Raw genomic sequence first — 26,687 nt, forward strand, 5'->3', positions numbered from 1 at the left:
TTTATATTTTTAATATTAACCGCCGATACAGAAACTCTCCGCCAAACAGTATTCCCATCAGCAGATAAGAAATCAGCCCTGTATATACAGTCCATGCGTGCCAGTATTCACCGGTAATCAAACCAGCGGTAATTATGATATTCACACAAAAAAAACCGCACCATATCTGAGTAATACGTCTGGTATAGCGCACACCTGAAGCAGGCAGATCAGGACGCTGTAAGCGGGCAAGACGCTCAATTAAGGACTGCCGGCTATACAGACTTGCACCAAATACCAACAAAAGCAGCGCACTTACCATTACCGGATACCAGTACATAGCTTTAGCTGAATGCAGCCATGCTAAAACGATAAACAATAACATTACTGCACATGACAACAGCTTTTGTAATGGCTGACGGTTAAATAATGCCCGTAACAGCCAGATCAGTGCCATCAATACTGCAACCGGAATAACACCGGTGTATTTTTGACCAAAATACCAGATAAACGGGTAAAGGATACTGACCAGAACGAGTACAGTATTAATTACCGGATATAATTTAGGCATTCTCGGCCTGTTTGGCCTTGTTCATGACTGCCTGAATTACATCAGCTACTGTACGCACATTGCGAAAATCCTCTGCCTGTAATTTGTGTCCAGTCTGGCGCTTGATATAATCAATCAGATCAATAGCATCGATACTGTCAATTTCTAAATCTGCAAATAAATCTGCTTCCGGTTTGATTCGCTCTGGAGCAATTTCAAACAGATTTTCCAGTGCATTTGCCAGAATGGCATAAATTTCCTGTTCAGTCATACACAGGTTTCCCTTTTAAAATAAAAACAGGTTATCTTTAACGTTTGCTTTGGATGTAATTTGCTAGTGTATTAACACTAAAAAAATACTCGCGCAGCTGGCTGCTGTCACTTTCCATTTGCAAACCAAATTTTTTCTGAATGGCCAGACCTAACTCCAGAGCATCTACTGAATCAAGTCCTAGACCATCATCCCCGAATAAGGCCATATCATCACCTATATCATCTGTTGTGATATCTTCCAGCCCTAAACTGTCAATAATTAATTCTTTAATCTGAATAACTAAATCGCTCATTTACTACTTTCTTCTACTGCATTCCTGCTGGAAATATTCCTGCAACTGCTGGTTAAGTTGTCTTGCCGCAATTGGCAAAGGTTTGTGTTGTAACCACTGCTGTGGATCGATATCATCACCAACATAAAAATCATAATGAATTTTCTGTTTTGGTATCTGATACCAGGGTTGGTTTTTTTTCAGTGCCGGCGGATTCATGACAATCACGACCGGAGTAATTACGCTGGCACTGCGTAATCCGATAGACACAGCACCACGATTAAAACAAATTTTATTATCCCATCCGGTACGTGTGCCTTCAGGAAAAATCAGCATACTCTGCCCGCTGCGCAGTATTGCATCCGCATCCTCAATAACCTGTAAGGATTCATCATTCGGTAAAAATCCACAGGCAAGTATCGAGTTTTTCATTACCGGATTATGCAACAAATCCTTCTTAACAATACAGTTGAGCACCGGTACTTTGGCCAGCATAAACACAACATCCAGTAATGAAGGATGATTCACTAAAATCAGTTGCCCGGGGCGACCCAAACGTTCAAAACCATGATAGCGGACAGCAATAACTCCTGTGATACTCAGATAACGGATAAATAACGCCCAGACAGATGCAACTAGCCGTCGCGCCTTTATCTGGCTGCCTGCATTTTTTCTTGCAGCAGGTAAGGTATAAGGCCACAGAATTATTTTAAACAGCAGCCCGAATACACCAAAAATTACAAAACCCATTGCTGTTGCACACCAGCGCCACAGCCAGTTACACCAATCCGTTAACCAATTTGCCACTGCCAGATACCTTGCTCCGCAGATTGATGACGCACCGGTTGCGCTGTAATCTGCTGTGTAATCCATTCCAGTGCACTACTGTAATAATTCAGTTCACCAGATAATAATTCGTTGCCAGTATCTGCTGTTGAATAAGTCAGGCTTACCTGTTCACCTCTGGTAATAATTAACCCCAGTGCCAGCGGAAACGGAGCACGTACAGCAGCTACGTTATATTCCTCAGCCAGAGGTTCTTCTACTACAACTACCAAAACCTGTGATGCCCCCTCTTCCAGCAGACCTACAGCCTCAGTAACTCCGATTTCCAAACCATTGTATCTGGCAGTCAGCGCAATACTTTCGCTCATATCACCCCGCATCAGCGACCATTGTCCGATAATGGCATTATGTACTGATAAGGCAAACGAAGTGGGTGATAACTCTTCTTGCTGTATCAGGCTTTTCCACAATTGAAAACTGCGGTTGATCTCACCATCATGAGAAACAAAAACTACCGGACAGGAAGCATCCTCTTGCAGCAGCGGCCATGACGCAGCAAACATCAAACGAGCAGCAGAGCTTAAGCGGCGTCTTTTCATTGCCGGCAAAAAAGATAAATCCACATCTTTAACCGGTAAACCACCTACATTTCTGCGCTGAGCAACCCATTTTTGCCAGTCTTCCGGCGTATGATGAAAAGGACTAACAGCATGCCAGTCAGATATTGAAAATTTCATATATCTGTTGAAAATCTTATAAACTTGACATTATATGTAAATATATAACAATAAACAATAAGATTTTTTGTTAATTGTTAATGTCATTTGAATCAATTTAATTTCAATATATTTGGTAAATTTTAAAGTATTTGATTATACAATATTAAATGCCATAAATAACTAATAGTTAATGATTAAAAATATTAAGAGTAAATGGTTAAATGTAATTTAAAATTTAAATTAAGTGTTAATTATTATTTGGATTTTAAATTAATGTATTTGCAGATATTAGTGTATACCTATCAGCACATAAAAGCCGTGCTCCTCTGTTAAAGCGCTTATTTATGTAAATTTCAATGTCATATCCGCAAAGCAATGCACATCTAATCTTACTGATTACTCCGATAATAGTTTGCTAGTTAGTCTTTATTACTTATTGTTACCGTACCATAGACCATGAATATTTTCGTTGTGTCTGCCGAACCGGTATAGCAGCCTTCACCACCGCTGAGGTAACACGCAAGTGCAGCAAATCCCCATGCATCTTCCATAGAAATCTCAAGTTTGCGAGTGGTGAGTGCTTCCAGATGATATTCTGTACCAAAATCTCGTACTTTTTGTGCAGCTACACTGAGCGATTCACTGACAGACGGATGATCCCATCCCCATAACCAGGTATTGTCTTCAGTATTGTATGTACCAACTATTTGTACTGGGGCAGTTACCATCAGTTTTTTTTCATGACTGACAAAAGTAATCGTACCGGTATCAAGGTCTGCACTCCATTCAGCAGTATCAAGACCCCAAGTATTTATTGCTATCTGCGTGCGTAATTGTATCTCGTTATTTGCGCGTGCAATGGTAAGCTCTGGCTCGGAAAGCTCTGTTGTATGCTGATCAGTATTTTTTTCTTTGCTGCCAAAAAGTTTTTTTAAGAAATTACCCATGTTTTATCCCCTGTTTATAATGCTGGTTAAGAAAAAATTATTTTATATATTTATTGCTTGTTATAACTATTTGAATTATATCACGATAATTATCAACTTCTAAATCAGTTTTTTATAGTTAATTTAACAAAGTATATACCTACAACATTATTTAGCATTTATTATTAGATACTTACCACTTTATTAGCATGCATGATCAGATTAAGTTTTTCGCCGGAAGCATCAACAATTTATTTTTAAGTTGATTCTTTCCTAAAAAACATTGATGCTCTGGCTAAAAAATGAATTCGATTTGTAAACAATTTAATCCATTGCGGTTTTATTCGAGCCAGATTGCACTGAGCATACGTCCGGTTTTCCCGTCACGACGATAAGAAAAATAACGCTCACGCTGCAATACGGTACATTCCGTTCCACCATATACCTGATGCACGCCGGCATCTGCGAGAGCCAGCCGTGCCAGGGCATAAATATCAGCCAGATAGTGCTCGTTACCAATATCCGTAAATGCAGTCTGTGCCTTTGGCTGTTTCAGACAAAACACCTCCCATATATCAGCGCCGACTTCAAAAGCTTCCGGCCCGATTGCAGGACCAAGGTAAGCTAATATTTCCAGAGGGTTAACCTGCATAGCCTCTACAGTATTCTGCAATACTCCGTCTGCCAGTCCGCGCCAGCCGGCATGTGCAGCAGCAACTACAGTTCCGGCACGGTCACACAATAATACCGGCAAACAATCGGCTGTCATAATCGCACAGGCTACCGATTCGCCGCGGTGACAAAAGCTTGCATCAGCATTGGCCGGTGTACCTGACTGCAATGCAGTTAACGCAGACACAGCATTAATAACATCTGCGCTGTGCACCTGATTCAGATAAGCCAGAGGTTTTGCTACCTGTTGTTGTACTAATGCACGATTATGCTGCACGGCATCTGCGTTATCACCGACATGTGCTCCGACATTCAAGGAATTGAACGGTGGCTGGCTCACACCGCCCTGACGTGTTGTAAACAGGGTATGCACACTGGCTGGCGCCGGCCATTGTGCATTAAAAAAGACATTTTTATTCTGATTCAGACCGAGTGCCTGATTCATGTCCCATTGATTCATTCCTCTGTCCTATTCGCGTACATAAATAACATCCACATCATAATCATCGTCGTCCCAGTCATCATCTTCTGCTGCTTCCGCACTCAGCCGCTGCTGCCATTGGTCTTCGGTTTTAATGGAAGAGTCCATGCCAGCCTGTAAACGCAGTACAGACAGTAAATGATAAATATCAGCCGGTAACGGAGCTTCAAATTGCATATTCTCCTGAGTTTGCGGATGAATAAAACTCAGCCGGTAGGCATGCAGTGCCTGACGTGCCAGCATTTTAACAGCGTCTCTGACTTCTGTTGTGGCGTGATGGCGCGGATTACCATAAAGAGCATCTCCGGCAAGCGGATGTCCGGCAGCTTTCATATGCACGCGAATCTGATGAGTACGGCCGGTTTCCAGCTGACATTCGATATAGCTGAAATCGGCATAACGTTCGAGTACTTTTACATGCGTAATGGCTTCTTTGCCGCCAAAAGGGACTACAGCCATACGGGTACGATTATGCGGATCACGTCCGATCAGTGTTTCAATTTTACCGTCAAACGGCACTACCCCGTCAGCAACAGCACGATAGGTACGTTTGACTGTCCGTGCCTGTAACTGACGAACCAGATGAGTTTGTGCGACTATGGTTTTGGCAACAACCATTAATCCGCTGGTATCTTTATCCAGACGGTGCACGATACCGGCTCGTGGTACTTGTGTCAGTGCCGGGCAATACGCGAGCAGACCATTGAGTAATGTGCCCTGCCAGTTTCCTGCTGCAGGATGTACAACCAGCCCGGCCGGTTTATTCAGTACCAGTACACTATCATCTTCATATATAATATCCAGTGACATAGCCTGCGGTATGAAAGCCAGCTGACTTTCATCCTGCTGGATGGCTGCCTGTATGGCTTCGCCGCCAATCAGTTTATACTTGGGCGGGACTACGCTGCCATTGACTGTGACATGTCCGTCTTTTATCCACGCAGTCAGCCGGCTGCGGGAAAATTCCGGTGCCAGTTTTGCCAGTGCGGCATCCAGACGCAGGCCGGCCAGTTCATTAGGTACTGTCCAATTTTTATAACTTTGTGTACTATCATCTGCCGTAAATGGCAAATCATCGTTATAATCGTCATCATTCTCTAACAAAGAAGTGTCTTTCATGAAAAATTTGTTTTTGGCGGTGGCCTTAGGCCTGTTACTGAGTGCCTGTGCCAGCACAAGTACGGTAGATAAAGATTCCCAGATTACCCAGGACTGGTCAGTTCAGCGTCTGTACAATGAAGCACATGATGAGCTGATGCACCGTAATTATACTCATGCAGAGAAATTATACGAAATTCTGCAGGCACGTTTTCCTTATGGTTCTTATGCCGAACAGGCTCAGCTGGATACGGCTTATGCTTATTATAAGGATGATGAGAACGATAAGGCACTGGCTGCTATTGAACAGTTCCAGCGTCTTTATCCGCAACATCCGAATATGGATTATGCGCTATATTTGAAAGCGCTGATTCAGCTCAATGAAGACAAATCATTTGTCAGCAAACTGGCAAAACAGGACTGGTCTGACCGCGATCCTAAAGCAAACCGTGAAGCTTATGCTACTTTTGCTCTGCTCGTACAGTATTTTCCACAGAGCAAATATGCTGATGACGCCCGTGCCAAAATGCAGAAACTGCTGGATGCACTGGGTGGTAATGAACTCTCCGTGGCACGCTATTATATGAAGCGCGGTGCATGGCTTGCTGCGGTAGGACGGGCACAGACTGTAATTTCTCAATTTCAGAATACGCCAAATGTTGAAGAAGCTCTGGCAATAATGGTTTCAGCATATGCAAATCTGGGCGAGCAGAAACTCAGTGATGATACCAAACGTGTACTGGCACAGAATTTCCCGAACAGCCCGTATTTACAGAAACCATGGCAGGATCACAATACCATTCCATGGTGGCGTTACTGGAAGTAATTACGGCTGATATTCCGGTACTCAGTCTCAGATAAGCTACACTTCTTAATCAGACCAATTCGCAGGTATTGGTCTGATTTTTTGTATATGCGCAATTGATTATTCTGCTCTGTATAGTTTTTGCACATGGTGCACAGAAGTAATCAGGACTTACAAATACAAGTAATCTGTATTCTTTTTTACAGCAAATATTTATTCAATATATTCGGAATTTCTGCAGGCATCGTTTCTGAAATTGAAAAGTATGTTTTGATTATTGTTACCCTGATTTCAGTTCAGAAAAAATTTTATACTTTTGGCAAATATTCGCGTGCTAACCAGCGAATCTGCATCTGTGCATCCGGTAATAATTTTTGTAATTTTGCCACAGCAGCTTCAGTCAGTAACTGTCCGCACATAAATATATCAATGGCAGCATAGTGATATTCAGGCCATGTATGGATACTGATATGTGATTCAGCCAATAACAATACACCCGTAACACCACCGTTGCCGCCGAAAGTATGAAAATAACTGGTAAGAATATGCGCCTGTGCTGCCTGCGCAGCCTGACGCAATAATTCTTCGATGGCAACAGCATCCTGCAACCAGTTACCGTTTGTTTGATAAACATCCAGTAAACAGTGCTGCCCTACACTATGACTAAGCTGTTTTATTTGTGCCATCGCCCGCTGCTACTATAATAATGCCCGCCCGAAGAGTTTGTATCTGTTTCATGCGCGGCATAATCTATCCATGTAAATGCAATTAATAGTATTGCAGCAATATAAATATTATATTTTCTGGTTTTATTTAATTGACGAGTTTTTAATTTGGGCACAGTCGACAGTAAACTAAAAGCAAGTATAAACACTAGTACCGCATCAATTCCATAGTCATAATCAGCCGGTCCGCCGACCAATATTATAAAAATTACTGGTAAATTTAAAACAACAAATAAAGCTATCCAGAAATTAGGGTTATAAATATTAAACAGAGAATTTATAAAGGTTTGCCGGGACCATTTTCTGATATTGTCAGCATTAAAATCTTTTGCTTTAATACCTTGATGTTCACGCACAATTTCAATAGCTTTATCCCGCTCAAGGGGTTTTGCTTTAATACTGATATTTTTATCATTTTGAAACCATGCAGCCACCAGAGAAGCAGGGATGGTGCTGACCACAGACCATGATTGTTCGTTGTCCGTGAGCGTTGTAGACAGTTTATGTGCCTTGCAACCATAATCGATATAATACATTCTGTCGCCCGGAGCAACCTGCCAGTAAAATGCACCGGCAGCATACATTACATGGGCAGCATAATCATATAAAAACGGAATATCTTCTCTTTTTAAATCGAGAGGTTGCAATGGTCCGTTTAAAATAGGCCAATCGTCCAGTGTTGAAGCCATTGCCCATTGATTATTTTCCAGCTCCAGCAGCCATAAAAAGCCTTTTCTGGGTGAGTAAAGCAGATATTCAGTCCAGCCAAGACCGTCTTCTTCCTCTGTCTCTTCACGCATAACCTGAACATACAAAGGTACATCCGGAAAAGCTATCTGTACTGGTAATTCCACCAGTATCATTGCACCCAGTACCCACCAGTCTTCATTGTTGATACGTGCTTTACTGCCAATTTTAATGGTTAACTGACGCTCATACCATTCACGCTTCTCACTGACGTTTTTCTGTAATGCCGCGTCTTCACTCATATCCATCTGACCGTGGCAATACTGGCATAGTACGTAATCGGTTACCCCGCTTACCCAGAGAATTTCACCGCCGCAACTCGGGCATTTACCTCTTTTAGTACTGCCTTTTACATAACCGGCCTGGCTGCGTATCTGTTCTTTTCTGCGAGTGTTTTGCAGTTTCAGTGATTTCAGGGTCACTCCCCGGCCTGCAAATACTTCAGGCTGTTGCTGACCGGATGAGTAATCCAGCGTAATAAATGACAAACCATTACGGCAATCAGCTACCAGTGCTGTTTCAGAATTTGGCAGCGATACAGGTAACTCACCTTCAGCCACATACTGACCGCGGCTGGTTTTGTGAATATCAGCTACAGCATACCGACGTGACTGATACTTAAAAAATGTTTTACCGACTTTCAGACTACTGAATTCGGGTAATTTTTCCTCACCGGCAGATGCGGGCTGCAAACGGGTAAAAGCAAAACGGTCATTAGTTTCAGACAGCCATGCACTGCTGCCATCTTCTAACAGTGCATGCCACTCATTCCATAAACCTGCTTCATAATGTACTTGTATACGCCCGATCAGAATAAATGACTTACCCTGCCACTTACCGGTAGTACCGATTTGCAGCGGAGATAAATCATTCAATACTGCAGAATGGCGCCCTGATTGAAGCAGTTTATTCTGATTAACTAATAAAACAGAATGACAATAGCCGCAAACCGCAGTGACTGCGGTGGCTGAACGGATTCCGATTTCAGCCCCGCAGCTGGGACAGCTTGTGTGCAGCAGATAAGAGGATGAACTATTCATACTGCGAATTAACCGGTGATTTTTTTGATAATCTCAGCCTTGGCAGTATCATAATCATTCTGACTAATCAGGTTTTGCTCCAGCAATGTTTTCAGTTGCGCGAGCCGGGCAGTTAAATCTGAAGTTCCGTTTTCAGTACTACCGACCGGTGCAGTCTGTGCAGCCACCGTTCCGGTCAGACCGGAAGTCATCACAGTGGCTATATTCATACCGGCAGCCAGTCCGGCACCAATTCCGGCAATACCGCCTTCATTCTCCGCTGCCAGCGGAATGGCCTGTGCAGTCTGATACTGGGTGTAACGTGCTATATCCCCGACAATACCCATGCCGATACGCTCATCGAGACGCTTTTGCAGATTTTCCGGCAGAGTAATGCTTTCCACAGTAAACTTTTCCAGCTCCAGTCCGAGCTCTGCAAAAGCCGGTTTTAGTAATGTGATCATTTGCTGTGACAGCATTAGCTGGTTAGCAGCCATATCCAGAAAAGGAATAGAAGAATTGCCAAAAGCAGTGGCCATCTGAGTAATGACCAGATTACGCAACTGCTCTTCCAGTGTTTCAGTTCGGTATTCTTCACAGACACCGCTTACTTCACGAAAGAAAACTGCCGGCTGGGCAATGCGAAAAGTGTACATGCCAAACGAGCGTACAGCGATGGCACCAAAATCACTGTCGCGAATGGTAACCGGCTGTGCAGTTCCCCAGCGTCTGGATAATTGCTGACGCAGATTGAAAAAATACACATCCGATTTAAATGGAGACTGAAATAATTTACTCCAGTTTTTCAGATTGGTGAGTAAAGGCAGATTCTGGGTATTAAGGGTAAATGTTCCTGTACCAAACTGATCTGCAATCTGACCTTCATCCACAAAAAGAGCAGACTGTGCTTCACGCACCACCAGAGCGGCACCATTCTGAATTTCCTGATCCTGTAAGGGAAACCGCCACATTAATACATCCGGGTCAGGATTTTCCCACTGGATAACGTCAATAAATTGTTTCTTAATGAAGCCACCCAGACCATTACTGCCAAAAATTGAATTCATTACCATTGTTCGTATCCAGTTTAAATACAGTTAATTATTAACTTAATGCTGCAGCATTAAGAATACCGATAGCCACAGACAAACCAAAAAACAGAATTCCGACTGCAATATTATTATTTGCCAGTTCCTGATTAGCTTTAGGTATCAGCAAGGTAGCAATCAAATACACCAGAATCTGAATAATCATGGCTGCTATGCCCCAGATAATAAAACTGACCAGATTAACTGATTGCAGCATACTGGAAGTCAGAGTGATGCAAAAACCAATCATTGAGCCGCTCAGTGAAACAGCACAGGCAATATTCCCCTGTTTAATTAATTTCAGCTCAGCTACAGGAGTAATACGCATATATAACAAAGCAAATGCGATTAGCATGGACAGCGCCACCGCAAAATATTTTAAATATTGGAGATATTGCAATAAAGGAATTGTCATTATTTATTATCCCGATTATTTCTGATGTTAAACATACCGTATAATAATTATTTTGTATAGTGTTGAATTTACTTTATTATGCAGAAATTTAACATCTGAATATAACTGCTGCCTTATCAGTATATACAGTTTAGTCAGACAGGATGCCTCACAGCAGCCTGTGCCTGAAGCAGACAAAATGAATAAAAGGATAAATGGTGAATCCTGCTTTAATTGTATCGGTATTTGTGGTAGCCAGCTGCGGTCTGGCATATGAACTGATTATTGCTGCTCTGGCCAGTTATCTGCTTGGTGATTCGATACTTCAGTTTTCTTCAATTATCGGCGTGTACATGTTTGCGATGGGTATCGGTGCACATATGACACGCTATATTAAGGACAAAGATGCATTAAACCGTTTTATTGATATCGAAATTCTGGTGGGTATCGTTGGCGGTATTTCTGCGCTGCTGCTGTTTGTTCTGTTTGGCTTCTCTGAGACACCTTTTCGTTCAATACTGTACGGAATGGTATTAACCATCGGTATTGTTACCGGAATGGAACTGCCGCTGGTCATGCGGGTACTCAATTTACGTGAAGTTGAATTTAAAGAAGTCGTTAGCCGGGTGCTGACTTTTGATTATCTGGGTGCACTGGCTGTTTCCCTACTCTTTCCTTTGATTCTGGCACCCAAACTCGGTATGGCCAGAAGTGCCCTGCTGTTCGGTATTCTGAATACGGTTGTTGCATTATTAACTGCACGGTTATTTAAAAAAAACTTACGCCGCTACCGCAGCCTGTATCTGCGCGGTAATGTGGTTCTGCTTATTCTGATTCTTCTTTTCTGCTATGCCAATAAAATTACCGATAAGGCAGAACAGCATTATTTCGGCGATCCGGTCGTATACAGCACAGCCTCTCCTTATCAGCGTCTGGTCATTACAAAATGGCATAATGATACCCGTTTATTTATCAACGGCAATTTACAATTTTCTTCAATGGATGAAGCCCGTTATCACGAAGCACTGGTCTTGCCGGTAATGGAACAGAATCCTCAGACTGCCAGCGTTCTGATACTGGGCGGCGGTGACGGACTGGCTGCTCGTGAAGTACTGAAATACCCTCAGGTTAAGCAGGTTACTCTGGTCGATCTGGATGCCAGCATGACTAAAGTATTCCGTAACTCAACTCATTTGCGCCAGCTAAACCAGAACTCACTGAATAATCCGAAAATGCATATTATCAATGCGGATGCGGCACAATGGCTGGAACACAATCAGCAGAAATTTGATGCAATCATTATCGATTTTCCCGACCCGTCTAATTTTTCTCTGGGCAAGCTGTATTCAGTTCCGATGTACCGGATGGTTGCACAGCATTTAAATCCGCAGGGCAATATCGTAGTGCAGTCCACTTCACCTTATTTTGCCCCGAATGCGTTCTGGTGTATTGTGAACACGCTGGAAACGGCCGGCTTAAAGACTCTGCCTTACCATGTTTATGTTCCGTCATTCGGTGAATGGGGTTATGTAATGGCAAATCAGAGCGGTGAATTTCTGATTCCTGATCATTATCAGGTACCAACACGCTATCTGGATGCCGATAGTACAAGAGAAATGTTTATTTTTCCGAAAGATATGCAACGCCGCTCTGTTGAACCCAATCATCTGAATACACAAAAGCTGGTAGAGTATTTTGAGGCTGACTGGCGCGCTGTCATGCGCTAAAGGAATAGCAGAAATGAAAATCAGTCGTCGCCGTTTTCTCAGCCATGTACTCGGTGCCAGTATGGTAGGTCTAACCGGCTATGAGGCATGGCGCTATTTCAGACCCGGGCAGCCGCCAGTCAGTATAGATTTTCCCGGTAAGACAACCGGCCATGCTATTCGTGATGCCCGTATAAATGTCCCGGCAGAGATACCCAGATTCAGCGTGAATACTGTGATTGTCGGCAGCGGGGCGGCAGCTCTGGCTGCGGCGTGGCAATTATCCAGACAAGGCATGCAGGATTATATTTTACTTGACGGGGCTGAACGCAATGGCAATAACCGCGGCGAACAGCAGTTTGGCGTAAACTATCCGACCGGAGCCCATTATCTGCCCCTGCCTTCGCCTGAATCAGAACATATTCGCGAACTACTTAATGATTTACAGCTTTGTCAGCATGGTGTTTATGATGAGCGGGCTTTGCTTCAAGTACCTAATGAGCGTCTGTTTTATCAGCAACAATGGCAGAACGATTTACTGCCGCATACAGATGCCGACAGTAAACGCTTTTTTCAGTTTATACACATGCTCAGTAATCAGCGTGGTACGGATGGTAAGCGTTTATTCACTATTCCGCTTGATTTAGCCAGCATGGATAGTCAATGGCGCCGTCTGGAAAAAATAACATTTGCTGACTGGCTTGAGCAGCAAAACTATCGTTCGCCGACATTTTTATGGTATCTGGACTATTGCTGCCGTGATGATTATGGACAAGGTATCAGACAAATCAGTGCCTGGGCAGGTTTGCACTATTTTTGTGCGCGCGGTAATCAGCAAAATGAGCATGGCACAATAATGACATGGCCTGATGGTTTGAATGAACTGTCACAACGGATACGCACGTTCTGCCGCCTGCATCCGGCAACCAGTCTGGCGGATATTAGTTTGCCACGCACTCAGCCATATAGTATCAATGCCTTTGCTGTTTCAATTGAGGAGCATAATCAGGGTGTTCGCCTGCTTATCTGTACAGAGCGGCAACAATATTACTGGCTTGAGGCTCAGCATGCTGTATGTGCCATGCCACTTTATATTGCAGCCCATGTAGTTAAAGATATTCAGCAGTACGGATTCAAACCGGATATTCATATGCCGCAATATGCACCATGGATTGTGGCGAACTTTCTGCTGCGTGGTTTTCCGGCAGAACGCAAGGGCAGCAAACTCGCCTGGGATAATATCCTCTATCAGGGAAAAGGATTGGGTTATGTGGTGGCAACCCACCAGCAAATCCGGCAGGGTCCACCGGCCTATACCTCATTTACCGCCTATACTGCGCTGAATCATGATACCCCTGCTAATGTACGCCGCTGGATGCTGTCTGCCTCAACCGATGAAATTTATCAGTGTGCGGCCGCTGAACTGGAGCAAATCTATGGAGTTAAACTACGCCGGCATATGTTGCAGGCGCGTTTAAGTTTACGTGGTCATGCCATGGCTGTACCGCAACCGGGCTATCTGTCCAATCAGGGGTTACAATCACTGCGTACTTATACCGGTCGCTTACAGTTTGCACACAGTGATTTATCCGGTTATTCGATTTTTGAAGAAGCCTGCTACTGGGGTAAACGTGCGGCAGATCAGATACTGGCACAACCCTAATATGCGGTATCAGAACAATCAAACAGCCTGCTGCCAGAAATATGACAACAGGCTGTTTGATTCAGATAACAAACTTTCTAAACTTCAAGATAATCCATAATACTTTGTGCCGCATCACGACCTTCCGCAATAGCAGTAACTACCAGATCAGAACCACGGGTAATATCACCACCGGCAAAAATTCTAGGGTTGGCTGTTTGCTGTTTATATTCACCACAGGTCTGAATCCGGCCGCGTTCATCCACAGTAACGCCAACACTGTTTAACCAGGGCATACTGTGCGGAGCAAAACCAAACGCCACAATCACCGCATCGCAGGCAATCACTTCTTCACTGCCGGCAACAATTTCAGCACGCCGGCGCCCGCGCTCATCCGGCGCGCCCATTATGGTTTTTACTACCTGAATACCGCTTACTGTGCCATCAGCATCAGTCACTACTGCCTGTGGCTGCACATTGAATTTGAACTGAACACCCTCTTCACGCGCATTATTGAATTCTTTTTTTGATCCGGGCATATTGGCCGCATCGCGGCGATAGGCACAGATAACCTCTTTTGCCTGCTGACGTAAAGCTGTACGCACACAATCCATGGCAGTATCACCACCGCCAAGAACCACTACGCGCTTATCAGCCATAGAAACATAATCTTTACTGGGAATATTCAGTAAATGTTCGGTATTGCCGATTAAATAAGGCAATGCCAGATAAACACCAGCGGCATCTTCATTTTCAATTCCTGCACGCAGCCCCTGATAAGTACCTACACCCAGAAATACCGCATCATACTGCTGTTCCAGTCCCTGCAGGGTAACGTCTTCACCTACTGTTACCCCCAGTCTGAACTCAATACCCATATCAGTCAGTACATGACGGCGGCGCATCATCACTTCTTTTTCCAGTTTAAAAGCCGGAATACCGAAAGTCAGTAAACCGCCGATTTCTGTCGCCCGTTCGTAAACTGTAACATCCACACCATTGCGAATCAGTACATCGGCACAACCCAGCCCGGCCGGACCGGCACCGACTACCGCCACTTTTTTGCCTACTTTTTCCACCTTACTAATATCGGGATGCCATCCCTGTGCAAAAGCCTGCTCAGTAATGTATTTCTCAATGGCTCCAATCGTAACCGCTCCGAATTCAGCATTCAGCGTGCAATCACCTTCACACAAGCGGTCTTGCGGGCAAACCCGTCCGCAGACTTCCGGCAGACTGTTGGTAGAGTGTGCCAGTTCAACTGCTTCGATAATTCTTCCTTCATTGGCCAGTCGCAGCCAGTTGGGAATATTATTGTGTAAAGGACATTTATTCTGACAGTACGGATTACCACAGGCCAGACAGCGGTCTGCCTGCGCAATAGCCTGTGCAGTAGTAAACGGCTGATAAATTTCCGCAAACTCATGCCGACGTACAGTCAGCGGTTCTTTCGGGGGATCCACACGCGGCACATCAATAAACTGATAAACATTTTCGCGTTGACTCATCTGGTGTTCCTTGCAATATTTCTAATTATTTCTGCATTATCCGGCGAGCTTACTGGGTCACTGCACGCAGTTCTGTAACTGTACGCGGCTTATGTCCCAGTAACGCATCAACATCATTGGCTTTCGGTTTAACCAGCACAAAACGGCTGACATAATTATCCCATTCTGCCAGAATGCGCTCCCCTAACGGACTGTGGGTATTTTCTACATGCTCGGCAATTAACCCGCGCAGATTTTCCTGATGCATAGTTAATTCACTGATATCCAGCCCTTCCACCAGCTCCGGATTAATCCGCTGTTTAAAGCAGCCGTCTACATCCAGTACATAGGCAAAGCCGCCGGTCATACCGGCACCAAAATTAATTCCGGTTTTACCGAGTACGCATACCACACCACCAGTCATATATTCACAGCCATTGTCACCAATGCCTTCTACGACCACCGTAGCGCCGGAATTGCGCACGGCAAAACGTTCACCGGCCTTACCGGAAGCAAATAGCTTGCCACCGGTAGCACCATACAGACAGGTATTGCCGATAATTGTCGTGTCTTCAGGACGGAAAGCTGTGCCGCCGTGCGGATGAATCACAATTTTGCCGCCGGCCATACCTTTACCCACATAATCATTGGCATCCCCGGTGAGATATAAATTTACAGTTCCGGCCAGCCATACGCCAAAACTTTGTCCGGCTGTTCCGGTCAGATAGATATCAAAACGCTGAGGTACGTGACCACGATTACCGTAAGTTTCTGCAATCCGGCCGGACAATGAGGCACCTACTGAACGGTCGGTATTATTAATATCATAATTTAATTCAACATCCTCACCGCTTTGTATCGCATCACCAATATCCTGCATGATGGTACGGTTAAGGCGTCCCGGATCAAACGGAGGATTGGTCTGAGTACAGTAGCGTGAGCTGCCATCCGGTACTTTCGGGGAATACAGCAGCTTGCTCAAATCCAGCGTACCTTGTTTAGGCGTAATTCCGGAAACAATTTCCAGTAACTCAGTACGGCCGATTAAATCCGTTAACTGAGTTACACCGAGCTGCGCCATAATTTCGCGTACATCCTGTGCGATGAATTTGAAATAATTCATTGCTTTCTCAGGCAGGCCGTGGAAATGTTCATGGCGCAGAGTATCATCCTGTGTCGCTACACCGGTAGCGCAGTTATTCAGATGGCAAATGCGCAGATAGCGGCAGCCCAGTGCAATCATCGGTCCGGTACCAAAACCAAAACTTTCAGCCCCCAGAATAGCTGCCTTCACAATATCCAGCCCGGTTTTCAGACCACCGTCAACCTGTAAGCGCACTTTATGGCGCAGATTATTTTCTACCAGAGCCTGCTGAGTTTCAGCCAGACCCAGTTCCCACGGGCTGCCTGCATATTTCACACTGGTTATCGGACTGGCACCGGTACCGCCGTCATAGCCGGAAATAGTAATCAGATCCGCATATGCCTTAGCCACACCGGTAGCAATCGTACCCACACCCGGTAAAGACACCAGCTTAACTGAAATCAGCGCACGCGGATTAATCTGTTTCAAGTCAAAAATCAGCTGTGCCAAATCTTCAATTGAATAAATATCATGATGCGGTGGCGGTGAAATCAGCGTAGACCCGGGAACGGCAAAGCGCAGCTGAGCAATGTACGGAGTCACCTTATCGCCGGGTAACTGACCACCTTCGCCCGGCTTGGCACCCTGTGCCACTTTAATCTGAATAACATCTGCACTCATCAGATAAGCCGGTGTTACACCAAAACGGCCGGAAGCCACCTGTTTAATCCGTGATACCCGTTCAGTGCCGTAGCGGTTCGGATCTTCGCCACCCTCTCCTGAATTGGAGAAACCGCCCAGACGGTTCATCGCAGTAGCCAGCGCTTCATGCGCTTCCGGACTCAGTGCACCGATAGACATTGCCGCACTGTCAAAGCGCTTATACAGATTTTCTGCGGCTTCTACCTGTTCCAGTTTAACCGGCGTTGCATTATCAGTTTTCAGACGCAGCAAATCTCGCAGCATAGCAGGCGGACGGTGGTTAACTGCATCTGCATAGCGACGGTAACGGCTATAGTCTCCGGTATTTATGGCCGCCTGCAATGTATTCACCACCTCAGGATTATAGGCATGATACTCACCCTGCGGCTTGTATTTCAGATAACCGCCGATTTCCAGTCCGCGGCTTTTCTGCCATGCCCGCTTGTGAAGCCATCTGAGCTCATCATCCAGCTGGGCAAATGTTGCACCTTCAATCCGGTTAATCATATTCTTAAAGCATAACTGCATCACTTCGTGATGAAAGCCCACTGCTTCAAACAAACAGGCACAACGATAGGAAGAAATCGTTGAAATACCCATTTTGGAGATGATTTTATACAGTCCCTTATTAATACCATTGCGGAAATTCAGCATTACCTGCCGTAATGGTTTGGTAATTGCACCAATGCTAACCATTCTGGCCAGACTTTCATACGCCAGATACGGATACACTGCCGTGGCACCCAGACCAATCAGTACCGCAAAATGGTGCGGATTACGTGCCGAGGCAGTTTCAACAATAATATTGGCATCACAGCGCAAATTGGTTTCGACCAGACGCTGCTGAATAGCACCGACACTGAAAACAGCAGGAATAGCAATAGCATTCCGGCTGACATTGCGGTCTGATATCACCAGCAGAACAGCACCGTTTCTGACAGCAGCCACAGCTTCATCGCATAAATGTACCAGCGCTTCCTGCAAACTGGTTTCATTCGGGTTATAGACAGCATCCAGATGATGATGCTGATAATGCTCAGCTGATAGCTGCAATAACTGCTGCATATCAGAGTACAGCAATACCGGCGATTTAAAATTCACCCGGTGTGACATTCCCTCAGCTTCAAAAAACACACTCATTTCGCGCCCGATACAAGTATTCAGGCTCATCACATGTTTTTCGCGCAGGGGGTCAATCGGCGGATTGGTTACCTGAGCAAAATACTGACGGAAATAGTCGTACAGTACCCGCGGCCGTTGTGACAACACCGCAAATGGCGTATCGTCACCCATTGATCCTACCGGTTCCTGTCCGTTTTCTCCCAGTATCCGCACCACATTTTCCAGCTCTTCCATGTCATAACCGAACAGTTTCTGGTAAACCATCAACTGGTCTGCTGACAAACTGGAGGTACCGGCCTCTTCATCCGGCAGTTTTTCAAACGGAATCAGCGATAATACATTTCTATCCAGCCATTCTTTATACGGATGCCGGGTTTTCAGCTCAGTATTGATATCCGCCGAATGCATCAGCCGGCCTTCACGCGTATCAATCACCAGCAACTCACCCGGTCCGACACGGCCTTTTTCCAGTACTTCATCCGGTGCGTAATCCCAGATACCTACTTCAGAGGCAATCGTAATCAGTTTATCCTGAGTAATAACATAGCGTGCCGGCCGTAAACCATTTCTGTCCAGCGTACAGGCCGCATACCTGCCGTCACTCAGTACAATACCGGCCGGACCGTCCCACGGTTCCATATGCATGGAATTAAAATCGTAAAATGCACGCAAATCCTCATCCATATCCGGATTGTGCTGCCATGCCGGCGGTACCAGCAGACGCATAGCCCGGAACAAATCCATACCGCCGTTCACAAACAGCTCCAGCATATTATCCAGAGAGCTGGAATCCGAACCGGTTTCATTGACAAACGGCGCAGCAGTCTGCAAATCGGGAATCAGCGGAGTATGGTATTTATACGAGCGTGCGCGCGCCCAGGCACGATTCCCTGAAATAGTATTAATTTCACCATTATGTGCCAGATAACGGAATGGCTGTGCCAGCTGCCAGCGTGGCAATGTATTGGTTGAAAACCGCTGGTGAAACAGACAAATAGCACTTTGCATGCGCAAATCAGCCAGATCAGGATAAAACCGCGGCAAATCCTTGGGCATACACAGCCCTTTATAAATCATCGTCTGATTGGATAAGCTGCAAATATAAAAATCACGATGATTAATCCGTTTTTCAACACGCCGGCGGGTCATAAACAGCCGCCGTTCCAAATCACGCGGCAGCCAGCCGGCAGGCGCATTAACAAACACCTGCTGAATATAAGGCATATCCGCCAGAGCAATGGAACCAAGCATTTTCGGATTAGTGGGAACAGGCCGCCAGAATGAAATATTCAGCGTTTCACGGGTCAGTTCTTCCTCAATTATTGCTTTATATTCTTCTAGCAAAGCCTCATCACGGGGAAAGAAAATCATCCCTACGGCAAAGTTTTTGGCCAGCGTAATTCCTTCTTCTTCGGCAACAGCCTGAAAGAATTTTTTCGGCATTTGCAGTAACAGGCCACAACCATCACCTGTTTTGCCATCCGATAAAATCGCACCGCGATGCTGCATGCGTGACAGCCCAAGAATTGCGGTACGCACCACCTTGTGGCTGGCTTCGCCTTCAATATTGGCAATCAATCCAAAACCGCAGTTTTCTTTTACCAGAGAATGGTCGTATAAGCTGGACATCGGGAAACCTCATTTGCTGCACTAACTGCAAAGCACAAATTAATTAGACAAGGTAACAAACATACAAAAATTTACCTATAAGCGTCAAAACCTTTTTTCTCCGGCACCGCAAAAAAAACTCTGTGATTTCATTTAAATTTAGATTAAATCACTACGATAATCCGTTTTACTGCGTATAAAAATGGAATTGAGTACAATATCTGCTATTTTTCACCAATTTAGAGATAATTAATAATAACGGCCTAAACAGCCAAAAAAAATTGCCAAAAGCACAAATTATGCTATTGGCAAATTATTTTAATTGAGAATAATAATCAATTATTATTCTAATTCAACAATATAAAATTATCTGATTTAATTATTTCCGGCTTTAAATATAAAAAAACAGGCGCATCCTGTTTTTATACTTTTCCGCTGTAATGAATAAAAAAGGGAGATGCCGGCATCTCCCTGATAAATATTACTCATTAACGACACCCGCATGTTCAGCCTGAACATCAGCATGATAACTGGAGCGTACCATGGCACCAATGGCACCATGCTTAAAGCCCATCTCGTAAGCACGCTTTTCAAACTCCTTAAACTGCTGCGGCGTAACATAACGCAATACCGGCAAATGGCTGTTACTTGGCTGCAAATACTGGCCGATAGTAATCATTTCCACATCATGAGCACGTAAATCCTGCATAACTTCCAGAATTTCCTCATCACTTTCTCCCAGCCCTACCATCAGACCGGATTTGGTCGCCACTTCCGGCCTTAATGCCTTGTACTGTTTCAGCAGTTTCAGTGAATGCTGATAATCGGCTCCGGGGCGAGCCTGCTTATACAGGCGCGGTGCGGTTTCCAGATTGTGATTCAGTACATCCGGCGGTGTCTGTGCCAGAATATCCAGCGCAGTATCCAGACGGCCGCGAAAATCAGGCACCAGCACTTCTATCTGTGTATGCGGGCTGGATTCGCGGATGGCAGTAATGCAGTCGGCAAAATGCTGTGCTCCGCCATCGCGTAAGTCGTCACGGTCAACCGAAGTAATCACTACATAACGTAAATTCATTGCCTTCACTGAAGCAGCCAGATGCTTTGGTTCCTGCGGATCAAGCGGATTAGGACGGCCATGCCCCACATCACAGAACGGACAGCGGCGGGTGCAGATATCACCCATAATCATAAATGTTGCCGTACCTTTGCTGAAACATTCACCAATATTCGGACAGCTGGCTTCTTCGCATACAGTATGCAGCTTCTGCTCACGCACAATGCTTTTAATTTCAAAAAACTTCTGGCTGCTTGGCAGTCGTGCCCGTATCCATTCCGGCTTTTTCAGTTTTTCTTCCAGCGGCACAACCTTAATCGGAATGCGCGCAGTTTTTTCCGCACCTTTATGTTTTACCCCTTGGCTGTTATCTTGATTCATAGTACAACTTTCTGTGTAGATTTCCGCTCAGGCGGAGGTGCATTCAATTCTAAAGTCAGGTAGCCGGTTAAACGCTCAGCCACATCGGCCAGCTCAGGGCAGGGCTTAACAAAATCCGCTATCTGGGTCATATGCAAACCGGCATAACCGCACGGATTAATATGTGTAAACGGAGTCAGATCCATATTCACATTCAGTGCCAGCCCATGATACACCGCGCCTTGTTTAATACGCAGACCAAGCGAAGCAATTTTCTGCCCGTTCACATAAACACCGGGACGTTTCGGATCATTCACCGCTGTAATTCCGTAATCAGCCAGCGTAGCAATAATACTGTTTTCCAGCCGGCTGACCAGCTCACGCACAGTAATATGCCGGCGCTTGAAATCAATCAGCGTATATACCACCAGCTGCCCCGGACCGTGATAAGTGACCTGTCCGCCACGGTCAATCTGCACTACCTCAATATCATCATGCACCAGAATATGTTCGGGCTTACCAGCCATACCCTGAGTAAAAACCGGCGGATGTTCAACTACCCACAATTCATCTTCAGTATCAGCCGTACGCTGTGCAGTAAATTCCTGCATAGCCGCAAAAACCGGCTGATAGGAGCGTAAACCCAGCTGCACCACTTTCATAGTACAACTTTCACCATCGGATGGCTGCTTAAAGCACGATAAATATTATCCAGCTGTTCCTGATTTTCAGCACGAACCACCACCGTTGCACTAATATAATTACCCTTACTGCTCGGACGGGTATTAATATTTTCTGCCGCTGTATCCGGTGCATGCTGCTGCACCACCTCCAGCACTTTAGCCTCAAATTCCGGATGCTGTGCACCCATTACCTTAATCGGGAAATCCAGCGGAAATTCAATAATACTGGTTTTCAGATTATCACTCATTTCTGTACCTTTCCTGTCTGCTCACGTTTGTACCATGTAAATCCCATGCAAAACAGGCTTATTCACGTAAATTTTTTTAATCCAAAGCTAAGAACAGCTGTACAGCCAGACTAAACACCTGTTTTTTGTGCCAGATAGGCCTGTAATCCCCGTTCGCGCAACACACAGCTCGGGCATTTACCACAACCGCCCTCTATACCATCATAACAGGTATGTGTGTGTTTCCGTACATAGTCCAGATAGCCCAGCTCATCCGCCAATGCCCATGTTTGCGCCTTATCCAGATACATCAGCGGCGTTATCAGCCTGAATTCATAATCCATAGCCAGATTCAGCGTTACATTCATAGACTGGACAAACACATTACGGCAATCAGGATAGCCGGAAAAATCTGTTTCACAGACACCGGCAATAACATCATGAATACCCTGACCCTTAGCAAAAATAGCCGCATAAAGTAAAAACAGCGCATTCCGTCCGTCGACAAAAGTATTGGGCAACCCTTCAGCCGGTGCCTCAATCGCCTGCTGTTTATCCATCAGCGCATTATGGGTAATACTTTGCAACAGCGACAAATCCATCACTGTCTGTGCCACGCCCAGATCCTGGGCAATCCAGCGTGCTTTTTCCAGCTCAATCGCATGACGCTGACCATACTGAAACGTAATCGTCTGCACATTCTCACGCCCGTAAGCAGCAATGGCCTGCAACAGGCAGGTAGTTGAATCCTGACCGCCGGAAAAAATTACCAGAGCCTTAGAATATTGTTTCATTATCCAGATTCCTTAGTTTTGATTTCAGAACCAGCCGGAAAGCCTTCTTTCCGGCCGCCTGACGTGGGAGGTTTGCGAACCACGCAGTCATTTATTACAAATTATAAAACATTTGCCCTCTTATACTGACAGTTTGGTCACGAAAGCGTGTAAAACAGGTAAAATAACCGGCTTTATTGCTGATATTTCAAATACACAAACATGTTGGTACTGGGAATAGAATCTTCTTGTGATGAAACCGGCGTCGCCCTGTACGACAGCGCGCACGGTCTGCTGGCTCATCAACTGCATACACAAATTGCCATGCATGCAGAATATGGCGGTGTCGTGCCTGAACTGGCCAGCCGCGATCACATCCGCCGGCTGACACCGCTTACTCAGGCCTGTCTGCAAGAGGCAGATAAAACATACAGTGATATCGACGCTATTGCCTACACACAGGGACCGGGTCTGGGCGGTGCACTTTTGGCCGGCGCCAGCTTTGCCAATGCTCTGGCATTCGCCCTGAACAAACCGGTTATTCCGGTACATCACCTTGAAGGACACATGCTCTCGCCATTACTGAGCGAAGACAAACCTGCCTTTCCCTTCGTCGCCTTACTGGTTTCCGGCGGCCATACCCAGTTTATGGCCGTAAAAGGGATTGGCAACTATACCCTTCTGGGGGAAAGCATAGATGACGCTGCCGGAGAAGCTTTCGATAAAACCGCCAAACTGCTTGGCCTGCCTTATCCCGGCGGTGCCAGACTGTCAGAACTGGCCAGACTGGGACAACCGGGCAGCCTGCATTTTCCCCGCCCCATGCTGCATTCACACGACTTAAACATGAGTTTTTCCGGTTTAAAAACCGCAGTATTGACCGCAGTAAACAAAATCCGCACAGAAACAGGCTGTAAAGAACAGCTTCCGGAGCAAATTCGCAATGATATTTGCCGCGAATTTCAGAACGCCGTAGTAGATGTACTCACCAGCAAAGCCAGACAGGCATTAAAACAAACCGGTTATCAGCAGCTGGTTGTTGCCGGCGGTGTCGGCGCAAACTGGCAGTTACGTCAGAGCCTCAGCAACCTGCCGGGAATACAGACATTCTTTCCGCCAATGGCCTACTGCACAGATAATGGCGCCATGATTGCTTTTGCCGGTGCCATGCACCTGAGCAACGCACAGCCTGCTGCCGGTTTTAATGTAAAGCCGCGCTGGCCGCTCAGCCAGATTGTTCAGTAATACCGTGCACCCTCAGCACGGTTAACCGCACAGATTAATATGATTGAAATTAAAAACCTTAGTTTACAACGTGGTAATAAACAACTTTTGAATAATGCCAGCCTGACCATCTACCCGGGTCAGCGTATCGGCCTGATTGGTAAAAACGGCACCGGCAAATCCAGCCTGTTCGCTCTGATTGAAGGTAAAATCAGCCATGACAGCGGTGATATCCGTTTACCCAAACACTGGCAACTGGCCACTGTCAAACAGGAAACACCCGCACTGGATATACCCGCGCTGGACTATGTTTTGCAGGGCGACAGCGAATTGCAGCTACTGCAACAGCTACTGCAACAGGCCGAAGATGCCGACGACGGCTTCAAACAGGCAGAATATCATGCAAGGCTGGATGAAATCGGCGCATACAGTGCGCCGGCACGTGCAGCCAAACTGCTCAACGGTCTTGGTTTCTCACAGCAGGAACAGCAGCAACCGGTAAAATCATTCAGCGGCGGCTGGCGTATGCGCCTGAATCTGGCTCAGGCACTGATGTGCCGTACAGATTTACTCCTGCTGGATGAACCTACCAACCATCTGGATCTGGAAACAGTATTGTGGCTGGAACAGCATCTGGCCGGTCTGGATACCACCCAGATAATCATTTCGCATGACCGTGATTTTCTGAATGCCACCACTACCCAGACAGTTGAACTGACACAACAGCAGCTTATCCTCTACGGCGGCAACTATGATTTTTATCAGCAGGAACGTGCACAGCGGCTGACTCAGCAGCAGGCTGCCTATCTTAAACAGCAGGCTCATATTCAGCACCTGCAATCCTTTATCGACCGCTTTAAAGCCAAAGCCACCAAAGCAGTACAGGCACAAAGCCGAATCAAAGCACTGGCACGGCTTGAACGCATTGCCCCGGCACATCTGGACAGTGAGTTTTCGTTTCAGTTTGCGCAGCCTGACCATCTGCCTAATCCGCTGCTGAAACTGGAACACATCAGCCTTGGCTATGGTGACAAAACCGTTCTGCACGATATCGACCTTTCAGTTGAATCCGGAGCACGTTATGGTCTGCTCGGGGTAAACGGCAGCGGTAAATCCACCCTTATCAAAGCCATTTCCGGTAGCCTGAAACCACTAAGCGGCCAGATTATCCGTGCGGAAAAACTCAAAATCGGTTATTTCGCCCAGCATCAGCTCGAAACACTGCGTGCAGACCAAAGTCCGGTCTGGCATATCCAGCAGCTGTCACCGGCTGTACGCGAACAGGAAATCCGCAACTTCCTCGGTAGCTTTGCCTTCATCGGAGATATGGCTTTACAACCAATCGCCCCCTTTTCCGGCGGTGAAAAAGCCCGTCTGGCACTGGCAATGATAGTCTGGCAAAAACCGAACCTGCTGCTACTGGACGAACCGACAAACCATCTTGATCTGGACATGCGCCATGCATTAACTGTAGCATTACAGACGTTTAAAGGCGCACTGATCGTAGTCTCTCACGACCGCAGCCTGCTTGAATCGACTACTGATGCTTTAATTTATCTCAGTGATGGCGAACTGAAACACTTTGATGGTGACCTCAGCAATTACCGCCAGTGGCGTTTAACTCAGGATCAGCATAACGGTGAACAGCCGCAGGATTCGCGTGATAACCACAATCGCAAAGAGCAGAAACGCATTGAAGCACAACAACGTCAGCAGCGTGCCCGTCTGATTAAACCGTTATTGAAAAATATCGAAAAAGCCGAACGGGATATGGGAAACTGGCAGCAGCAACGCAAACAACATGAAGCATTTCTAGCCAGTGAAGAAGCATATCTTGACGAAAATCAGACAAAATTACAACAAACCCTTACCCAATTGGCCGAGCTCAAAGTAAAATTAGCTCAGACTGAAGAAAAATGGCTTGAATGGCAGCAAGAAGTAGAAAACATTAACCAGACTACTTGAATTATTGCAGTATAAGGCTCAATAATGACATACAAAAAAATCATTCCCATACTAATATTTACCAGTGGCCTGTTTATAGGACAGAGTGCCGTTGCAAAAGTGTATACCTGTCTTGAAAACGGCGAAGTTGTCTATACCTCAAAACTAAAGGGAAATTGTGCCGTAGCCAACTTACCGGCTATCGGTAGCTATAGCGACAGCCGTCCCAGCTACCGCAACAGTAGTGCTTCGGCCACAATACGCAGCCGCCCGCGGCCTGCAACCAAGGTAGCAACAGCCTATAGCGGCCTGCAACCCACAGTTAATATCGTTCCTAAAGGCAGCGACAATACCCGTCGTGCCATTTTGCAGCAGGAGCTGACCAATGAACGTAATGCTCTTGCTCAGGCACAGCAGGCACTGAACCGCAGCCGTACCGGTAAAGGCGGTAATATTACCGAACTGCAAAGTGCGGTACTTGACCGGCAGCAGAACATTCAGGCCATACAGCGGGAACTTGGTCGTATGTAAACC

Annotated in this window: 24 protein-coding genes; 6 read left to right on the top strand and 18 right to left on the bottom strand. The window is 45.7% G+C overall.

The features are described from left to right. Position 1: 1 nt before the first annotated feature. The 8 genes from H3V11_RS09345 to rluD all read right to left on the bottom strand — a co-directional run bounded on the left by H3V11_RS09345 (position 2) and on the right by rluD (position 5,777). Complete coding sequence (locus H3V11_RS09345; protein ID WP_025330057.1) at positions 2-550, bottom strand: membrane protein; 549 nt, start codon at positions 548-550, stop codon at positions 2-4. After that, positions 543-800: an acyl carrier protein gene (locus H3V11_RS09350; RefSeq protein WP_025330056.1), complete on the bottom strand. Its 258-nt coding sequence runs from the start codon at positions 798-800 to the stop codon at positions 543-545. Before H3V11_RS09350 ends, H3V11_RS09345 begins: the two co-directional genes overlap by 8 nt. Before the next feature lie 37 nt (positions 801-837). Continuing rightward, positions 838-1,095, bottom strand: coding sequence for a phosphopantetheine-binding protein (locus tag H3V11_RS09355; RefSeq protein WP_037392583.1), 258 nt, complete (start codon positions 1,093-1,095; stop codon positions 838-840). A gap of 3 nt (positions 1,096-1,098) precedes the next feature. Further along, a complete protein-coding gene (locus tag H3V11_RS09360; RefSeq protein WP_232335809.1) occupies positions 1,099-1,824 on the bottom strand; it encodes a 1-acyl-sn-glycerol-3-phosphate acyltransferase in 726 nt (241 codons plus the stop codon). Positions 1,825-1,865: 41 nt separating this feature from the next. Further along, complete coding sequence (locus H3V11_RS09365) at positions 1,866-2,597, bottom strand: beta-ketoacyl synthase chain length factor (protein WP_037392580.1); 732 nt, start codon at positions 2,595-2,597, stop codon at positions 1,866-1,868. A 401-nt stretch (positions 2,598-2,998) separates the two neighbouring features. Continuing rightward, positions 2,999-3,526 carry a DUF6882 domain-containing protein gene (locus H3V11_RS09370; RefSeq protein WP_198224597.1) on the bottom strand — a complete coding sequence of 176 codons (528 nt, stop codon included), beginning with the start codon at positions 3,524-3,526 and terminating at the stop codon, positions 2,999-3,001. 319 nt (positions 3,527-3,845) lie between these two features. Further along, positions 3,846-4,637, bottom strand: coding sequence for a peptidoglycan editing factor PgeF (pgeF, locus tag H3V11_RS09375; protein WP_198224599.1), 792 nt, complete (start codon positions 4,635-4,637; stop codon positions 3,846-3,848). Positions 4,638-4,646: 9 nt separating this feature from the next. Next, on the bottom strand, positions 4,647-5,777 hold the full coding sequence (gene rluD / locus H3V11_RS09380) for a 23S rRNA pseudouridine(1911/1915/1917) synthase RluD (protein WP_198224601.1): 1,131 nt from the start codon (positions 5,775-5,777) through the stop codon (positions 4,647-4,649). On the opposite strand from rluD, the gene H3V11_RS09385 reads away from it, so the two are divergent. Then, positions 5,776-6,582 carry an outer membrane protein assembly factor BamD gene (locus H3V11_RS09385; protein WP_038648650.1) on the top strand — a complete coding sequence of 269 codons (807 nt, stop codon included), beginning with the start codon at positions 5,776-5,778 and terminating at the stop codon, positions 6,580-6,582. The genes rluD and H3V11_RS09385 overlap by 2 nt on opposite strands. A gap of 287 nt (positions 6,583-6,869) precedes the next feature. Here the strand turns inward: H3V11_RS09385 and speD are convergent, their stop codons facing one another. Genes speD through H3V11_RS09405 form a run of 4 tightly spaced genes read right to left on the bottom strand, consistent with a single transcriptional unit; the run spans position 6,870 to position 10,555 of the window. Next, positions 6,870-7,247, bottom strand: coding sequence for an adenosylmethionine decarboxylase (speD, locus tag H3V11_RS09390; protein ID WP_084551310.1), 378 nt, complete (start codon positions 7,245-7,247; stop codon positions 6,870-6,872). After that, a complete protein-coding gene (locus tag H3V11_RS09395; RefSeq protein WP_198224603.1) occupies positions 7,235-9,073 on the bottom strand; it encodes a DUF4178 domain-containing protein in 1,839 nt (612 codons plus the stop codon). The genes speD and H3V11_RS09395 overlap by 13 nt, the downstream gene beginning before the upstream one ends. An 8-nt stretch (positions 9,074-9,081) precedes the next feature. After that, on the bottom strand, positions 9,082-10,125 hold the full coding sequence (locus H3V11_RS09400) for an SPFH domain-containing protein (protein WP_370570182.1): 1,044 nt from the start codon (positions 10,123-10,125) through the stop codon (positions 9,082-9,084). A gap of 31 nt (positions 10,126-10,156) precedes the next feature. Further along, a complete protein-coding gene (locus H3V11_RS09405) occupies positions 10,157-10,555 on the bottom strand; it encodes a DUF350 domain-containing protein (RefSeq protein WP_110413902.1) in 399 nt (132 codons plus the stop codon). A 194-nt stretch (positions 10,556-10,749) separates the two neighbouring features. Between H3V11_RS09405 and H3V11_RS09410 the strand changes: the two genes are divergently transcribed. Both H3V11_RS09410 and H3V11_RS09415 read left to right on the top strand, forming a co-directional pair. Then, entirely contained in the window at positions 10,750-12,261 is a 1,512-nt protein-coding gene (locus H3V11_RS09410) for a polyamine aminopropyltransferase (RefSeq protein ID WP_198224605.1), read from the top strand. A 13-nt stretch (positions 12,262-12,274) separates the two neighbouring features. Further along, complete coding sequence (locus H3V11_RS09415) at positions 12,275-13,903, top strand: FAD-dependent oxidoreductase (RefSeq protein WP_198224607.1); 1,629 nt, start codon at positions 12,275-12,277, stop codon at positions 13,901-13,903. A 77-nt stretch (positions 13,904-13,980) separates the two neighbouring features. On the opposite strand, the gene H3V11_RS09420 is transcribed toward H3V11_RS09415, so the two are convergent. The 6 genes from H3V11_RS09420 to queC all read right to left on the bottom strand — a co-directional run bounded on the left by H3V11_RS09420 (position 13,981) and on the right by queC (position 23,006). Further along, a complete protein-coding gene (locus H3V11_RS09420; protein WP_198224609.1) occupies positions 13,981-15,390 on the bottom strand; it encodes an FAD-dependent oxidoreductase in 1,410 nt (469 codons plus the stop codon). A 49-nt stretch (positions 15,391-15,439) separates the two neighbouring features. Further along, complete coding sequence (gene gltB / locus H3V11_RS09425) at positions 15,440-19,906, bottom strand: glutamate synthase large subunit (RefSeq protein WP_198224611.1); 4,467 nt, start codon at positions 19,904-19,906, stop codon at positions 15,440-15,442. 460 nt (positions 19,907-20,366) lie between these two features. Continuing rightward, positions 20,367-21,323: a lipoyl synthase gene (gene lipA / locus H3V11_RS09430; RefSeq protein WP_025330040.1), complete on the bottom strand. Its 957-nt coding sequence runs from the start codon at positions 21,321-21,323 to the stop codon at positions 20,367-20,369. After that, on the bottom strand, positions 21,320-21,964 hold the full coding sequence (gene lipB, locus H3V11_RS09435; RefSeq protein WP_025330039.1) for a lipoyl(octanoyl) transferase LipB: 645 nt from the start codon (positions 21,962-21,964) through the stop codon (positions 21,320-21,322). Before lipB ends, lipA begins: the two co-directional genes overlap by 4 nt. Further along, a complete protein-coding gene (locus H3V11_RS09440) occupies positions 21,961-22,233 on the bottom strand; it encodes a YbeD family protein (RefSeq protein ID WP_025330038.1) in 273 nt (90 codons plus the stop codon). Before H3V11_RS09440 ends, lipB begins: the two co-directional genes overlap by 4 nt. A gap of 110 nt (positions 22,234-22,343) precedes the next feature. Next, positions 22,344-23,006, bottom strand: coding sequence for a 7-cyano-7-deazaguanine synthase QueC (gene queC, locus H3V11_RS09445; RefSeq protein WP_198224626.1), 663 nt, complete (start codon positions 23,004-23,006; stop codon positions 22,344-22,346). A gap of 201 nt (positions 23,007-23,207) precedes the next feature. Here queC and tsaD point away from each other — a divergent pair, with 201 nt between their 5' ends. The 3 genes from tsaD to H3V11_RS09460 are packed head-to-tail and all read left to right on the top strand — an operon-like array spanning position 23,208 to position 26,684. Beyond that, entirely contained in the window at positions 23,208-24,230 is a 1,023-nt protein-coding gene (tsaD, locus tag H3V11_RS09450; protein WP_198224628.1) for a tRNA (adenosine(37)-N6)-threonylcarbamoyltransferase complex transferase subunit TsaD, read from the top strand. 39 nt (positions 24,231-24,269) lie between these two features. Then, positions 24,270-26,174 (top strand): ATP-binding cassette domain-containing protein, encoded by a 1,905-nt coding sequence (locus tag H3V11_RS09455; RefSeq protein WP_198224637.1) that lies wholly within the window; start codon positions 24,270-24,272, stop codon positions 26,172-26,174. A 24-nt stretch (positions 26,175-26,198) separates the two neighbouring features. Next, the gene (locus H3V11_RS09460) at positions 26,199-26,684 is read left to right on the top strand and encodes a hypothetical protein (protein WP_025330034.1); all 486 of its coding nucleotides are present in this window, start codon (positions 26,199-26,201) and stop codon (positions 26,682-26,684) included. Positions 26,685-26,687 lie beyond the last annotated feature (3 nt).

It is taken from the genome of Snodgrassella sp. W8158, assembly GCF_016100435.1.
Taxonomy (GTDB): domain Bacteria; phylum Pseudomonadota; class Gammaproteobacteria; order Burkholderiales; family Neisseriaceae; genus Snodgrassella; species Snodgrassella alvi.

Excerpts from the sequence above, each read along its gene's own strand:
- H3V11_RS09345 (WP_025330057.1), bottom strand. The coding sequence starts at position 550 with ATGCCTAAATTATATCCGGTAATTAATACTGTACTCGTTCTGGTCAGT.
- H3V11_RS09350 (WP_025330056.1), bottom strand. The coding sequence starts at position 800 with ATGACTGAACAGGAAATTTATGCCATTCTGGCAAATGCACTGGAAAAT.
- H3V11_RS09355 (WP_037392583.1), bottom strand. The coding sequence starts at position 1,095 with ATGAGCGATTTAGTTATTCAGATTAAAGAATTAATTATTGACAGTTTA.
- H3V11_RS09360 (WP_232335809.1), bottom strand. The coding sequence starts at position 1,824 with ATGGGTTTTGTAATTTTTGGTGTATTCGGGCTGCTGTTTAAAATAATT.
- H3V11_RS09365 (WP_037392580.1), bottom strand. The coding sequence starts at position 2,597 with ATGAAATTTTCAATATCTGACTGGCATGCTGTTAGTCCTTTTCATCAT.
- H3V11_RS09370 (WP_198224597.1), bottom strand. The coding sequence starts at position 3,526 with ATGGGTAATTTCTTAAAAAAACTTTTTGGCAGCAAAGAAAAAAATACT.
- pgeF (WP_198224599.1), bottom strand. The coding sequence starts at position 4,637 with ATGAATCAATGGGACATGAATCAGGCACTCGGTCTGAATCAGAATAAA.
- H3V11_RS09385 (WP_038648650.1), top strand. The coding sequence starts at position 5,776 with ATGAAAAATTTGTTTTTGGCGGTGGCCTTAGGCCTGTTACTGAGTGCC.
- rluD (WP_198224601.1), bottom strand. The coding sequence starts at position 5,777 with ATGAAAGACACTTCTTTGTTAGAGAATGATGACGATTATAACGATGAT.
- speD (WP_084551310.1), bottom strand. The coding sequence starts at position 7,247 with ATGGCACAAATAAAACAGCTTAGTCATAGTGTAGGGCAGCACTGTTTA.
- H3V11_RS09395 (WP_198224603.1), bottom strand. The coding sequence starts at position 9,073 with ATGAATAGTTCATCCTCTTATCTGCTGCACACAAGCTGTCCCAGCTGC.
- H3V11_RS09400 (WP_370570182.1), bottom strand. The coding sequence starts at position 10,125 with ATGGTAATGAATTCAATTTTTGGCAGTAATGGTCTGGGTGGCTTCATT.
- H3V11_RS09405 (WP_110413902.1), bottom strand. The coding sequence starts at position 10,555 with ATGACAATTCCTTTATTGCAATATCTCCAATATTTAAAATATTTTGCG.
- H3V11_RS09410 (WP_198224605.1), top strand. The coding sequence starts at position 10,750 with ATGGTGAATCCTGCTTTAATTGTATCGGTATTTGTGGTAGCCAGCTGC.
- H3V11_RS09415 (WP_198224607.1), top strand. The coding sequence starts at position 12,275 with ATGAAAATCAGTCGTCGCCGTTTTCTCAGCCATGTACTCGGTGCCAGT.
- H3V11_RS09420 (WP_198224609.1), bottom strand. The coding sequence starts at position 15,390 with ATGAGTCAACGCGAAAATGTTTATCAGTTTATTGATGTGCCGCGTGTG.
- gltB (WP_198224611.1), bottom strand. The coding sequence starts at position 19,906 with ATGTCCAGCTTATACGACCATTCTCTGGTAAAAGAAAACTGCGGTTTT.
- lipA (WP_025330040.1), bottom strand. The coding sequence starts at position 21,323 with ATGAATCAAGATAACAGCCAAGGGGTAAAACATAAAGGTGCGGAAAAA.
- lipB (WP_025330039.1), bottom strand. The coding sequence starts at position 21,964 with ATGAAAGTGGTGCAGCTGGGTTTACGCTCCTATCAGCCGGTTTTTGCG.
- H3V11_RS09440 (WP_025330038.1), bottom strand. The coding sequence starts at position 22,233 with ATGAGTGATAATCTGAAAACCAGTATTATTGAATTTCCGCTGGATTTC.
- queC (WP_198224626.1), bottom strand. The coding sequence starts at position 23,006 with ATGAAACAATATTCTAAGGCTCTGGTAATTTTTTCCGGCGGTCAGGAT.
- tsaD (WP_198224628.1), top strand. The coding sequence starts at position 23,208 with ATGTTGGTACTGGGAATAGAATCTTCTTGTGATGAAACCGGCGTCGCC.
- H3V11_RS09455 (WP_198224637.1), top strand. The coding sequence starts at position 24,270 with ATGATTGAAATTAAAAACCTTAGTTTACAACGTGGTAATAAACAACTT.
- H3V11_RS09460 (WP_025330034.1), top strand. The coding sequence starts at position 26,199 with ATGACATACAAAAAAATCATTCCCATACTAATATTTACCAGTGGCCTG.